At 67.8% G+C, this 13,053-nt stretch carries 13 protein-coding genes; 9 read left to right on the top strand and 4 right to left on the bottom strand.

What is annotated here, in order from left to right; all coding sequences use genetic code 11:
- The first annotated feature begins 69 nt into the window (after positions 1-69).
- Genes AB0J62_RS24370 through AB0J62_RS24360 form a run of 3 tightly spaced genes read left to right on the top strand, consistent with a single transcriptional unit; the run spans position 70 to position 2,053 of the window.
- On the top strand, positions 70-537 hold the full coding sequence (locus AB0J62_RS24370) for a M15 family metallopeptidase (RefSeq protein WP_363875296.1): 468 nt from the start codon (positions 70-72) through the stop codon (positions 535-537).
- Entirely contained in the window at positions 534-1,610 is a 1,077-nt protein-coding gene (locus AB0J62_RS24365) for a peptidoglycan bridge formation glycyltransferase FemA/FemB family protein (protein WP_363875293.1), read from the top strand. The genes AB0J62_RS24370 and AB0J62_RS24365 overlap by 4 nt, the downstream gene beginning before the upstream one ends.
- The gene (locus AB0J62_RS24360) at positions 1,607-2,053 is read left to right on the top strand and encodes a GNAT family N-acetyltransferase (RefSeq protein ID WP_363875290.1); all 447 of its coding nucleotides are present in this window, start codon (positions 1,607-1,609) and stop codon (positions 2,051-2,053) included. Before AB0J62_RS24365 ends, AB0J62_RS24360 begins: the two co-directional genes overlap by 4 nt.
- 10 nt (positions 2,054-2,063) lie before the next feature.
- On the opposite strand, the gene murF is transcribed toward AB0J62_RS24360, so the two are convergent.
- On the bottom strand, positions 2,064-3,407 hold the full coding sequence (gene murF / locus AB0J62_RS24355) for a UDP-N-acetylmuramoyl-tripeptide--D-alanyl-D-alanine ligase (RefSeq protein ID WP_363875287.1): 1,344 nt from the start codon (positions 3,405-3,407) through the stop codon (positions 2,064-2,066).
- A 164-nt stretch (positions 3,408-3,571) separates the two neighbouring features.
- Between murF and AB0J62_RS24350 the strand changes: the two genes are divergently transcribed.
- The 5 genes from AB0J62_RS24350 to AB0J62_RS24330 all read left to right on the top strand — a co-directional run bounded on the left by AB0J62_RS24350 (position 3,572) and on the right by AB0J62_RS24330 (position 8,234).
- Complete coding sequence (locus AB0J62_RS24350; RefSeq protein WP_363875892.1) at positions 3,572-4,528, top strand: D-isomer specific 2-hydroxyacid dehydrogenase family protein; 957 nt, start codon at positions 3,572-3,574, stop codon at positions 4,526-4,528.
- Complete coding sequence (gene vanA, locus AB0J62_RS24345) at positions 4,525-5,556, top strand: D-alanine--(R)-lactate ligase (RefSeq protein ID WP_363875284.1); 1,032 nt, start codon at positions 4,525-4,527, stop codon at positions 5,554-5,556. The genes AB0J62_RS24350 and vanA overlap by 4 nt, the downstream gene beginning before the upstream one ends.
- 105 nt (positions 5,557-5,661) lie before the next feature.
- Complete coding sequence (locus tag AB0J62_RS24340) at positions 5,662-6,399, top strand: VOC family protein (protein WP_363875281.1); 738 nt, start codon at positions 5,662-5,664, stop codon at positions 6,397-6,399.
- Between the two features lie 66 nt (positions 6,400-6,465).
- Positions 6,466-7,224, top strand: a complete 759-nt coding sequence (locus AB0J62_RS24335; RefSeq protein WP_242000810.1) for an SDR family oxidoreductase — start codon at positions 6,466-6,468, stop codon at positions 7,222-7,224.
- On the top strand, positions 7,224-8,234 hold the full coding sequence (locus AB0J62_RS24330) for a Gfo/Idh/MocA family oxidoreductase (protein ID WP_363875277.1): 1,011 nt from the start codon (positions 7,224-7,226) through the stop codon (positions 8,232-8,234). The genes AB0J62_RS24335 and AB0J62_RS24330 overlap by 1 nt, the downstream gene beginning before the upstream one ends.
- Here the strand turns inward: AB0J62_RS24330 and AB0J62_RS24325 are convergent.
- Positions 8,191-8,673, bottom strand: a complete 483-nt coding sequence (locus AB0J62_RS24325; RefSeq protein WP_363875273.1) for a VanZ family protein — start codon at positions 8,671-8,673, stop codon at positions 8,191-8,193. The two genes, AB0J62_RS24330 and AB0J62_RS24325, sit on opposite strands and share 44 nt — an antisense overlap.
- A 195-nt stretch (positions 8,674-8,868) precedes the next feature.
- Between AB0J62_RS24325 and AB0J62_RS24320 the strand changes: the two genes are divergently transcribed.
- On the top strand, positions 8,869-9,960 hold the full coding sequence (locus tag AB0J62_RS24320) for a HAMP domain-containing sensor histidine kinase (RefSeq protein WP_363875269.1): 1,092 nt from the start codon (positions 8,869-8,871) through the stop codon (positions 9,958-9,960).
- 1 nt (position 9,961) lies between these two features.
- Here the strand turns inward: AB0J62_RS24320 and poxB are convergent, their stop codons facing one another.
- Together poxB and AB0J62_RS24310 are read right to left on the bottom strand one after the other, a co-directional pair.
- Positions 9,962-11,689: a ubiquinone-dependent pyruvate dehydrogenase gene (gene poxB / locus AB0J62_RS24315; protein WP_363875266.1), complete on the bottom strand. Its 1,728-nt coding sequence runs from the start codon at positions 11,687-11,689 to the stop codon at positions 9,962-9,964.
- On the bottom strand, positions 11,689-12,957 hold the full coding sequence (locus tag AB0J62_RS24310; protein ID WP_363875263.1) for an acetamidase/formamidase family protein: 1,269 nt from the start codon (positions 12,955-12,957) through the stop codon (positions 11,689-11,691). The genes poxB and AB0J62_RS24310 overlap by 1 nt, the downstream gene beginning before the upstream one ends.
- Between the last annotated feature and the right edge of the window lie 96 nt (positions 12,958-13,053).

Below are 13,053 nucleotides of genomic sequence, written 5' to 3'. Positions count from 1 at the left end.
TGCTCCGTATCGTCCGTATATCGAATTCCCCATACGTACCGGCAACACCGCGCTGCCTTGACTGGGAGCATGACTCGAGCGGCAATTGGTGCGCCCAGCAAGGATGACGGCGCCGTCCCGGCCGGGGTGACGGTGTTCGACGACGACTACCCGGCCGTGGCCAACCTCGATCCGGCGCTGCTCGCGGCGCTGCGCAAGGCTGCTTCGGATGCCTTGGCGGACGGGGTCACGTTCTACGTGAACAGTGGCTGGCGTTCTCCGCAGTACCAGAATGAACTGTTGCGCGAAGCGATTGTGAAGTATGGCTCCGAAGCGGAAGCGGCCCGCTGGGTCGCTACGCCCGAGACGTCCCAACATGTACGCGGCGCGGCGGTCGACATCGGGCACTCCGACGCGAAGGCGTGGCTGGCGGAGCACGGCGCGGCGTACGGGCTGTGCCAGATCTATCGCAACGAACCGTGGCACTACGAGCTTCGGCCGGACGGGTGTGAGCCGATGTACGCCGACCCCACGCACGATCCGAGGATGCAGCGGTGAGGCTGACCCTCTCCCGTATCAGCACCCGCGACCATCAGGAATTCGTCGAAGCGCAGCGGTCGGTCAGCTTCCTGCAGACACCGGAGTGGGGCGCGGTGAAGACCGAGTGGCGTAGCGAGTCACTCGGCTGGTACGACGGCCGCCGGCTCGTCGGCGCGGGCCTCGTGCTGCATCGGCCCGTACCCCGGTTGGAGCGCTACACGCTGGCGTACCTGCCGCAGGGGCCGGTGATCGACTGGAGCGGGTCGCTCGGTGAGTGGATCGACCCGCTCACGGAGTACCTGAAGGTGCAGGGAGCGTTCGCTGTCCGGCTCGGGCCGCCCGTGCGCACAGACGTCTGGAGCGCCGCCGAGGTCAAGGCGGGAATCGCGGATCCAGAGGTCAAGCGGCTCGCCGGACGGGGCGGGGATCGGGTGACGCGGTGGCTCGAGGAGGCGGGGTGGCTGCCGCAGAGTCCGGAGGACGGGTTCGGCGACGGGCAACCGCAGTACATCTATGAGCTTCCGCTGGCCGGGCGTACCGCGGACGACGTACTCCGAGGGATGAACCAGCAGTGGCGGCGCAACATCAAGAAGGCGGCGAAGGAGGGTGTGGAGGCCTCGGTCGGCACGGATGTGAAGGCGTTCCACGACCTCTACGTCCACACTGCAGAGCGCGATCGGTTCACGCCGCGGCCGGTGCAGTACTTCGAGAACCTGTTCGCCGCGATGAGTTCGGCCAAGTTGTATCTGGCGCATCATCAGGGTGAGCTGGTCGCCGCGACGATCCTGGTCCAGGTCGGCGCGCATGCGTGGTACCTGTACGGCGCTTCGTCGACGTCGAAGCGTGAGGTTCGCGGGTCGAACGCGTGCCAGTGGGCGATGATCCGCGACTCGCTGGCCGCCGGATGCGACGTGTACGACCTGCGCGGCATCACGCCGACCCTTGATCTGCAGGACTCCCATGTCGGGCTGATTCAGTTCAAGGTCGGCACCGGCGGACAAGCAGTGCGGTACGTCGGCGAGTGGGACCTCCCGCTGCGCCCGATGGTGTATCGCGCCTTCGACCTCTACATGAAGCGGCGGCGCCGATGAACATCCGACCTGCAACCCGCGCCGACGCGATCGCCATCAACGCGCTCCTCGGTCAGCTGGGCTACCCCCAGGACGGCGCAGCCGCGACAGCCGATCGAATCCAGGTCTGGGCGGACGATCCAGCGCTGGCAGCGTACGTCGCGGAGTCGGCCGGCGACGTGCTGGGCCTGGTCGCTGTTCATGTGGCCCCGTTCTTCCAACGCGACGGCTCGTGGGCACGCATCGTCGCCCTGGTCGTGTCCAGCCAGGCCCGCCGCCAGGGCATTGCCACCCAGCTCATGGCCGCTGCGGAATCCTTCGCCATCAGCCGAGGCTGCGTCCGCATAGACCTCAACAGCGCCAACCACCGACACGACGCCCACGCGTTCTACCAACACCACGGCTACGCCGACCAGACCGACACCTCGACCCGCTTCCTCCGCTGCTTACCGCAGCCGACTTGAGGCAGCGCGGCTACGTGAGCGCGGCGGCCACCTCGTCCAGGCGGGATTCCCGTGAAGCTTTGACCAGGACTACGTCGCCAGGGGCGAGGGTTCGGCGGAGCCAATCGATTGCTGCGTTGTTGTCGGGCAGCGCCACTGCGTGCTCCCCGGCGCCGGCCGCGATCGCGCGCGCACCTTCGCCGACTGCGATGATGACGTCGGCGCGAGTCGCGGCGTACTCGCCGATGACGCGGTGTTCGGACTCGCTTTCGTCGCCGAGTTCGAGCATCTCGCCGAGGACGGCGATGCGGCGGCCGCCCTCGATCACCGCCATCGCGTCCAGAGCGGCGCGGGTGGAGTCGGGGTTGGCATTGAACGAGTCGTTGAGGAGCGTGATGCCGCCGGGCAGTTCGCACAGTTCCATCCGCCACTTCGACACTGACGCGGTCGCCAACGCAGCCGCGGTCAGCTCGAGCGGTACGCCGATGGCCAACCCGGCCGTTGCCGCTGCTGCCGCGTTGAACGCCTGATGCGCACCGACAAGTGGCAGTACTACGGGAGCCGAAGCGTCGACGGACCGCAGCGTAAACGATGGCCGCCCGAGGCGATCGAGCGTCAAGTCGACCACGCGTACGTCGGCGTGCTCCGCCCGGCCGAAGGTGAGCACCCGGCCGTCCGTCAGAGCGCGCATCGCGACAACCCGGGGATCGTCGGCATTGAGTACCGCGGTGCCTCCCGGTGCGAGGCCCTGTACGAGTTCGCCCTTCGCCCTGGCAATCGCACTGCGTGAGCCGAACTCGCCCAGGTGCGCCTGCCCGACGTTCAGCACGACCGCCACATCAGGTGGGACCAGGCCGGAGAGGTGAGCGATATCGCCCATCCGCCGCGCGCCCATCTCGATGACCAGGAAGCGGGTGGCCGGATCGGCACGCAGGATCGTCAGCGGTACGCCGAGCTCGTTGTTGAGCGAACCGATCGTTGCGACCGTGGGCGCCACGTTGGAGAGGACCGCCGTCAGTAGGTCCTTGGTGCTGGTTTTGCCCTGGGAGCCCGTGAGGCCCACGACAGTCAGCCCCTTGCGCAGCTGTGCGGCGACGTGAGCGGCGAGCGTTTGTAGTGCCGCTTGAGCGTCCTCGACGACGACCGTGGGCAGTGCCGTGGGACGCGAGCCGAGCACACCTACCGCGCCGGCTTGGCCGGCCTGTGTGGCGTAGTCGTGTCCGTCGGAGTGTTCGCCGGCAAAGGCGACGAACAGGCCGCCAGGCTCGGCCTCGCGACCGTCCAGTACTGCGGGGGCGGTCATTTTGACGGAGCCGTCTCCGACGACCGTGCCGCCGACGACCGTCGCGATCTCATCGAGGCTGAGCGGGATCATCCGCCCAGTAAAGGAGCCGCAGTGTTTCGTCGGCATATCGAAATTCCGATACGCGCCGGCAACACCACTCTTCCTTCACTGGACGTATGACCTACAGCGAACCGGTACGCCGTACGCAATCGCTGGCGTCCTGGTTGTCGTCCGCGACCCCGCCGGACGTCGCGATGACGATCTACGGGTGCGGGCCGGACGAGGCCATTCTGTTCCGCGAGCTCGCGCCTCGCCTCGGCGTCGTACCGACCATCACCGAGGAACCCGTGTCCGAGGCCACCATCGAACTTGCCCTCGGCAGAAGATGTATCAGCGTCGGGCACAAGACGCACATCACCAACCGAACGCTGCTGGCTCTCGCCCGAGCCGGCGTCGAGTACATCTCCACCAGGAGCATCGGTTACAACCACCTCGACGTGGACTACGCGGACAGCGTCGGCATCACTGTCGAGAACGTTGCCTACTCCCCCGACAGCGTCGCCGACTACACGCTGATGCTGATGTTGATGGCGATACGCAACGCGAAGTCGATGATCCGACGTGCCGACATTCACGACTACCGGCTGAACGACGTACGCGGGAAAGAGCTGCGCGATCTGACAGTCGGAGTCGTCGGGACCGGGCGCATCGGTGCAGCCGTGATCGACCGGTTGCGCGGCTTCGGCTGCCGTACCGTTGCCTATGACAACCGTCCCGCGACCTCGGCCGACTACGTCCCCCTCGACGAGTTGCTGCGCGTCAGCGACCTCGTGACGCTGCACACGCCGCTCACCCCCGACACCCACCATCTGCTCGACCGTCGGCGGATCGAGCAGCTGAAGCCCGGCGCGTACGTCGTCAACACCGGACGCGGCCCGCTCCTCGACACCGAGGCGCTGCTCGCGGCGCTGGAAGACGGGCGTCTCGGCGGCGCCGCGCTGGACGTCCTCGAAGGCGAAGACGGCATCTTCTACGCCGACCGCAGCAACGAGCCCGTCGAAAGCAAACAGCTGCTGCGACTCCAGGAACTGCCGAACGTGATCGTCAGTCCGCACACCGCGTACTACACCGATCACGCCCTGAGCGACACGGTCGAGAACTCGATCATCAACTGCCGGAAATTCGAGAACAGGAAGCAGCAGTGGATATGAAGATCGGCATCATCTTCGGAGGCCGTTCCGAGGAACACCCCATCTCGGTGAAGTCTGCCCAACAGGTCGCGGAGAACATCGACACCGCGAAGTACGAACCGTTCTACATCGGGATCACCGAGGACGGGGCCTGGAAGCTGTGCGACGGCCCGGCGACGGATTGGGAGAACGGCGCCTGCCGCCCGGCCATGCTGTCACCCGACAGCACGACTCCCGGGCTGCTCGTCCTGGACGACGGGAAGTACGAGACGATCAGCCTCGACGTCCTCTTCCCGGTCCTGCACGGCAAACAAGGCGAGGACGGCGCGATCCAAGGTCTGCTCGAGCTCTCCGGCCTTCCGTACGTCGGCTGCGACATCCAGAGCTCCGTGCTGTGCATGGACAAGTCCCTCGCCTACACCGTCGCCGCGAGTGCAGGGATCGCGACGCCGAACTTCTGGACGTTCACGGCGAGCCAGGCCATCGACCCCGACCAGTTCACCTACCCGATCTTCGTGAAACCGGCCCGCTCGGGCTCGTCCTTCGGCGTCAGCAAGGTCGCAGGCAAGGAGGAGCTGCCGGCCGCGGTCGAGGCCGCCCGGGCGTTCGACTCGAAGGTGCTGCTCGAGGAGGCCGTCGTCGGCAGCGAGATCGGCTGCGCGATCCTCGGCAACGATCCCGAACTGCTCGCGGGTGAGGTCGACCAGATCGCGCTCTCGCACGGCTTCTTCAAGATCCACCAGGAGAGTACGCCGGAAAGCGGCTCCGACAACTCGACGGTGATCGTGCCCGCGGACATTCCGGCCGAGTCGCGTGCGCTCGTCCAGGAGACGGCGAAAGCCATCTACCGCGCGCTGGGGTGCCGTGGTTTGTCGCGGGTGGACATGTTCCTCACGGCGGACGGAACCGTCGTGCTGAACGAGGTCAACACCCTGCCCGGAATGACGTCGTACAGCCGGTATCCGCGGATGATGGACGCCACCGGCCTGTCCCGCACCGAGGTGATCGACCGGATGCTGTCATTGGCATTGGCGGCCAAGGCTCGGTGAACGAACCCCCGCCCCGAGCGGCAATGCTCGTAGTGATCGTGGTTGCCAGTCTGGTGTTGATCGGCCTTCTCAAATACCACTCGCCGTGAGACATAAGATCCCGGTATGGCGACGCGACTCGTGCAGGCGGTGATCAAGGCTCGGGACAACTCCGCGCTCGGGCGGTTCTGGGCGGAGGCCCTCGGTTGGCAGGTCACCGGCGACAAACCCGAAGAGACCAACCTCGAGCCTGAGGGTGTCACCTACCCGGACCCGAGCGCCGTGTGCGTCGACCTCATCCCAGGCGCGGAGCCCAAGCCGGCCAAGAATCGCGTGCACCTCGACCTGGCCACCACCTCCGCGACTCACCAGGCAGACCTCGTCGCGCGCCTCCAGGAGCTCGGCGCAACCCCCGCCGACATCGGCCAGGGTGACGTGCCGTGGACGGTCCTCGCCGATCCCGAGGGCAACGAGTTCTGCGTACTCGAGCCGCGGCCGATCTACAGCGACACCAGGCCGATCGCCGCGATCGTGGTCGACTGTGTGGATCCGCACGCCATGGCCCGGTTCTGGAGCGAGGCGATGGACTGGACCCTGCACGAGGAGACCGACGACGCCGCCTCGCTGCGCTCATCCAAGGGCGTCGGCCCGTACCTCGAGTTCCTTCGCTCCCCCGACCCGAAGACCGGGCTCGACCGCATCCACCTCGACCTCCGCCCGTACCCCGGCGACGACCCTGCGGTAGAGGTTGCCCGACTGGAGTCGCTGGGTGCCACCAGGCTCGACATCGGTCAGGGCGATGTCCCGTGGACAGTCCTGGCCGACCCGGAGGGCAACGAGTTCTGCCTCCTCACTCCGCGCTGACACCACCCTCCTCTCCTCCGGCCTGGCTCCGCTCCGGCCAACCACAGAAGGGCCACCATGAACGCGATGCAGAAGTTCTCTCTCGAGGGCAAGGTCGCTCTCGTCACCGGTGGCAGCCGGGGGCTGGGACGCGCGATGGCCGAGGCGCTCGGGGATGCCGGTGCCGCGGTCGCGGTCACCGCGCGGACGCTCGCCGCGGCCGAAGCCTCCGCGGCGGAGCTCACCGCGCTCGGCATCCGCGCGTACGGCGTCCAGCTCGAGGTGTCCGACGTCGAGGACGTGGAGCGCGCGGTGGAGCAGGTGAGCAGCGAGTTCGGCGAGATCGACGTGTTGCTCAACAACGCGGGGATCGGAGTCGCCGGTCGCGCGTTCGAGACACCCGATACCGCGTGGCACGAAGTGTTCTCGGTCAACGTCGACGGCCTGTGGTACTGCAGTCGTGCGGTCGCCCGCCGGATGGCCGAGCGCGGCGGCGGCACGATCGTGAACGTCGGGTCGATGTCGGCGGAGATCGTGAACCAGCCGCGCTGGCAGGCGTCGTACCTCTCGTCGAAGGCCGCCGTACATCAGCTGACCAAGGCGCTGGCGGCCGAGTGGGCGCCGCACGGGATCCGCGTGAACGCGATGGCGCCGGGGTACTTCCTGACCGAGATGTCGCCGGTCGACCAGCCCGAGTTCAAACAGTGGTGCGTCGATCCGGCGGCGATGAAGCGCTACGGGCTGCCGCCGGAGTTGGGGCCGGTGGCAATCTTCCTGGCGAGCGAGGCGTCCAGTTTCATGACCGGCTCTATCGTCAAGGTCGACGGCGGCTTCACACTGTTCTGATGGTCACCATAGGCATCGTCGGCGCCGGGCTCCGCGGGAGGCTGTTCGCCGAGGCACTCCATAACCAGCCGGACGTCACTGTCGTCGGTCTGGCAGAGCCCTCGGAAGAGGTGGCCTCCCAGGCGCGGGCGGCCACGGGCCTGCCCGTCGTCTCGTCACACGCCGAGTTGCTCGAGAGCCTCGACCCGGAAGCCGTGATCGTCGCGACGCCGGATTTCGCCCATCGCGAGGTTGCTGTCGATGTGGCCGAGGCCGGTAAGCATCTGCTGATCGAGAAGCCGGTCGCCACGAATCTCGACGACGCTCAGGCCATCGCGGCGGCGGTTCATCGCTCGGGCGTGCGATGCCTGGTCGGCTTCGAGAACCGGTGGAATCCGCACGTGGTGCAGGCCAAGGCCGCGATGGATTCCGTCGGCGATCCGATCACGGCAACGGCCACCCTGAGCAACTCGTACTTCGTGCCGACCACCATGCTGTCGTGGGCCGCGAAGTCGTCGCCGGCGTGGTTCCTCATGCCGCACACCGTCGACCTCATCCTCTACCTCACCGGCCGTCGGGCCGTGTCGGTGACCGCGGTCGGATCTCGTGGTGTGCTGGCCAAGCGCGGTATCGACACGTGGGACGTCGTCCACGCGCTGGTCAGCTTCGAGGACGGATCGACTGCGACGCTCTCGTCGGCGTGGACGCTGCCGGACGCCGGTGACGGGATCGTCGACTTCCGGTTCCAGGTGGTCGGCACCGAGGGATCGGTGACGGCAGACCTGTCGCACCAGGGCTTGACCGTGGTCAGCGACAAGTACCGGTCGACCTGGCCCGTCGCCGGTCGGATCGGCCGGTCCCAGGTCGGTCCGGCGGTGTGGATGGTCCAGGACTTCGCGGCAGGGCTCGTCGACGGCGGCGACCTCGGGCCGGGGATCGATCACGGCGTACTGGTCACGGAACTCATCTGCGCGATCGAGGAGTCGATCAGCTCCGGACAGACTGTGCGGCTTCCGGCTCCTCAGCCCTGACCAGCCACCAGCGGCGCGATGCGACCGCGGCCAGCCCGGCGCCGGCGGTGTTGAGCAGTACGTCGTCCACCGAGGACACCCGGTCCAACCGAAACGCGTACTGCGAGACCTCGATCAGAATCGAACAGCCCGCCGCGAGCGCCAGGATCCGCGGTACGGACGCCAGGGCCGCGAACCGCAGCGGCGCGAGGAAGCCGAGCGCTGCGAACACCAACAGATTGCCGATGATCTGGTCGGCCGGCATCGTGAGCAGATCGTGCAGCGGAACGAGGCTGACGCGGGCAGGAGCGACGCCGGCGCGGCTGCCCGGCAACAGGGTCATCCACACCCACGGCACCGTGCCGTAGACGATGCCGACGTCGGCCAGCGCTGTGCGCCACGTACCTCGGCGGCGTGCGAGCATGCACACGAGCAGCGCGGCCACTGGCAGCGCGAGCACCGTTAGGACAGAAACGCCCGTGAGCGTACCGAGCCAACCGTGCCAGCCTCTGATGATCGCACTACCTCCGTCTGCTCCGGTCTTCCAGTGAAGCCTGCCTGGTGTTGTCGCAATGTATGTGGTTTTGGATATGCGAACGATATGCGCCGCCCGGTAGCGTCGTGGGTATGTGTGTGCTCACTGGGGAAGCAGGTCATGCGTAGGCAGCCCGGGTTGAGCGTCCGCCTCAAGCTCACCCTCAGCTACGCCGCCTTCCTCATGCTCGCGGGCACCTTGCTGCTCGCGGCGGTGTGGCTGTTCCTCCTGCGCTACGTCCCCGAGCAAGCGGTACTGACGGTGCCCAACGGGACGGCCGGCAGCGATGTCTTCCCGGTCCGGTCGCGTCTGCTGGACGTGTTCGCGCCGCGGGCCGCCGCGGTGTTCATGCTGCTGTTGATCTTCGGCCTGCTGGGCGGGTGGATCCTCTCGGGCCGGATGCTCGCGCCGCTGACCCGCATCACCAACGCCACCCGGCTTGCCGAGAACGGATCGCTGTCGCATCGGATCGAGCTCGAAGGACCGACCGACGAGTTCCGGGAACTCGCCGACGGTTTCGACCGGATGCTCGCGCAGCTCGAGGCCCACGTCGCCGAACAGAAGCGATTCGCCGCCAACGCCTCCCACGAACTGCGTACGCCGCTCGCGATCACGCAGACACTCCTCGACGTCGCCATCAACGACCCGAACCGCGACAGCGGCGACCTCGACGAACGCCTGCGCGCCATCAACACCCGGGCGATCAACCTGACCGAAGCGCTCCTGCTGCTCAGCCGTGCCGATCAACGGTCCTTCACCCAGGAACGCGTCGACCTTTCGCTCATCGTCGAAGAGGCCACCGAAACCCTGCTCCCTTTCGCGGAGAAGCGCGGCATCACCATCGAGACCGCCGGCGAGCTCACGCCGACCAACGGCTCCCACACGCTCCTGCTCCAACTCGCGACGAACCTCATCCACAACGCGATCGTCCACAACCTGCCCGAGCACGGCACGATCTCCGTCACCACCGCGGCACGCTTCGACAGCGTCGTACTGACCGTCGAGAACACCGGCGAGGTCCTCAGCCGGCAACTGGTCTCCACCCTGACCGAACCGTTCCAGCGCGGCGCCCGCACCCATCAGCCGGGCGTCGGCCTGGGCCTGGCGATCGTCAAAAGCATCACCGAGGCCCACAACGGCACGCTCACCCTGATGGCCCGCCTGGGCGGCGGCCTCCACGTCACCGTGGCTCTGCCCGCCGACCAGGCCTGAGTCACTCGCGCGCGAGTTGCCTAGCGTTCGTCCGGGCGACCTCGAGGACCGCGCTGGAGTCGCCGTTCAGGACGCTCCGGGTTGCCCACAGGGTGAAGCCCGCGGCCTGGTTCAACGCGATCTTCGGCGGGATGGCGACCTCGTGCCGCAACGTCCGTACGTCGACCAGCGCCGGCCCGCGATGCGAGAACGCGTCCTTCAACGCGCCGTCCAGGTCCCTCGCGTTGTCGACCCGGATGCCGTGCAGGCCGACGGCCCGCGCCACCGCGGCGAAATCCGGGTTGTCGAGGTCCGTGCCGTAGTTCACGATGCCGTCGGCCTTCATCTCCAGCTCGACGAAACTGAGCGCACCGTTGTCGAGCATCACGATCTTCACCGGGAGATTGAGCTGACGCAGTGTCAGGAGCTCCCCCATCAGCATCGCCAGCCCGCCGTCGCCGGAGAAGGCAACGACCTGACGATCCGGGAAGGCGGACTGCACACCGAGAGCCTGCGGCAGGGCGTTGGCCATCGTGCCGTGAGTGAAGGAGCCGATCAGTCGCCGTCGGCCGTTCATCCGGAAGTACCGCGCGGCCCACAGCGTCGGCGTACCCACATCAGGGATGAGTACAGCGTCGTCGTCGGCCAGTCGATCGACCGCCGCCGCGACCGTCTCGGGATGCAGCGGACCCCTGCGCCGCCCGGGCTCGGCCAGCTTGTCGAACCGGCGACGAGTCCGTTGGTAGTGCGCGGTCATCGTCTCGAGATGCTTCAGATCCGCCCGTGCCGCGAGATGCGGAAGAAGGGCCTCGACCGTGTCCTTCACCGTCCCGACCAGCGGCACGTCGACCGGCACCCGGCGGCCGATCTGCTCGCCGCGGACGTCGACCTGCACGATCCGGGCGTTCTCGGGGAAGAACGGCCGGTACGGGAAGTCGGTGCCGAGCATCAGCAACGCATCGCAGTGTTCCATCGCGCGATAGCCGGATACGAAGCCGAGCAGACCGGTCATCCCCACGTCGTACGGATTGTCGTACTCGACGAACTCCTTGCCGCGGAGGGCATGCACGACCGGAGCCTTCAACCGCTCGGCGATCGCGACGACCTCGCCGTGCGCGCCCTGGCACCCGGCCCCGGCCAGGATCGTGACCGCGCCGGCCGAGTTCAGCACCTGGGCCGCGGCCACCAGATCCGCGTCGGCGGGCAGCACCCGCGCGGACGCGGCCCGTACGCCGTGTACCGCGTCTTCAGGCGCTGCCGCCTTGAACACCTCCCCGGGTACGACGACGACCGCGACGCCGCGCCGCTCGACCGCCGTACGCATCGCCACCCGGAGGATCCGCGGGAACTGCTCGGCGGCGCTGACCATCTCGGCGTACACGCTGCATTCGCGGAACAATTCCTGCGGATGGGTCTCCTGGAAGTACCCGCTCCCGACCTCCGCCAACGGGATGTGCGCGGCGACAGCGAGCACCGGCACCCGGCTGCGCTGCGCCTCGAAGAGACCGTTGATCAGATGCAGGTTGCCCGGCCCGCAGCTCGCCGCGCACACTGCCAGCTCGCCGGTCGTCGCGGCTTCTCCCGCCGCCGCCAGTGCGGCCGCCTCCTCGTGACGGACATGCTGCCAACTCAGTCCGCCGTCACGACGCAGCGCGTCCGTGAGGCCGTTGAGCGAGTCACCCGGCAGACCGTAGACGCGCCGGACACCGGACGCTTTGAGCGTAGCCACCAGCAGGTCGGCGACCGTCATCACGCGGCTTCTTCGAAGATTCCGCGCGGCACGGTCATCGAGACCAGCCAGTTCGGGAGGTCGACCAGCTCGCTGATCTTCAGGTCGCCGGCGACGCTGCACAGTGCATACGCCTCATGCATGCTCACGCCCTGGTCGGTGACCAGCCAGTCGATCATGTCGCGGACGGCGTTCTTCACGTCCTCCATCAGGTCCGGACCGGCGCCGGTGGTGACGTAGTACCCCTGTGCGGCCATCTCGGCGGACATCGCCCGCTGGGTCGGGTCCGCGGCGGGAACGATCGCCCGCGGTGCGCTGATCACGGTGTTCTTGATGACCTGGAACCGCAGCGTCGCCGACATCAGCGTCTCGATGGCAGTCCCGGAGATCTCGCCGTCGCCTTGCGCCATGTGCCCGTCGCCGGCCGAGAACAGAGCGCCTTCGGCGTACACCGGAAGCTGCAGCCGGGAGCCGGTGGTGATCTGGCGTACGTCGATGTTGCCGCCCATCCCGCCGCTGAAGCTGGGCGGGAACGTCCGGTACATACCCTTGCGCATCGGCGCGTTGCCCATGATCCCCAGGAACGGCGCGATCGGGATCTGCGCACGCTTCCCGCTGTCGGAGCCGACGAACGTGGCGTAGCCGGACGACTGCCCGCGTTCGAACCGGTAGAGCTGGACGTACGCCGCTCCGGTGCCGAACGGCTGGTTCTCAGGGATCGCCGACGGTACCCGCCCGGGACTCGGATCGCTCAGCTGTGCCGCCTCGATCCACGGGGCGAACACGCCGAGCACATCCGGACGGAGGGTTCCGAACAGACCCAGAGCGGGACTGACCGTCGTGTAGCCGAAGTCGACCAGCGGGCTGACGTCGAGCACCTCGACCTCGAGGATGTCTCCCGGCTCGGCGCCCTCGATGTGCACCGGGCCGGTGAGCGGATGGATCCGGCCGAGGTCGAGCGTCAGCGATCCGTCCGGCGTCAAGGTCTGCGCCTGATCGCCGATGTCCAGCGCATCGCGGCACAGCAGCTGGATCTCCTCGCCGGGGCGGACGGTGACGGCCGGCTCCAGGTCGCGGTTCCAGCGGTTGTGCAGGACCTGCCCGTAGCCGTCCAGGACCCGATCCCCGCGCGGAGCGGCGACGGTCTCCGGCGTACCCGATCCGGCAACGTCAACCGTGCCGAGGCCGCCCTCGCCGGCCAACTGGGCGAAGCTGGCGGCGGCCTCGGGACCGACCCCTGCCTGAACGTGCACGGCGTCGCTGGCGGTTGCCGAGTGAGCGAAACACATAGGTCTTCTCCTCCCGGATGCGTTCCGCACCGACGATGCTCCCCGCCACCGGTCCACCGGACCCGGGTCACTCCCTGGTCTCATCCACCAGGGTCC

It is taken from the genome of Kribbella sp. NPDC049584 (assembly GCF_040675555.1).
Lineage (GTDB): Bacteria > Actinomycetota > Actinomycetes > Propionibacteriales > Kribbellaceae > Kribbella.
This window is presented reverse-complemented; position numbering and strand designations above follow the sequence as displayed.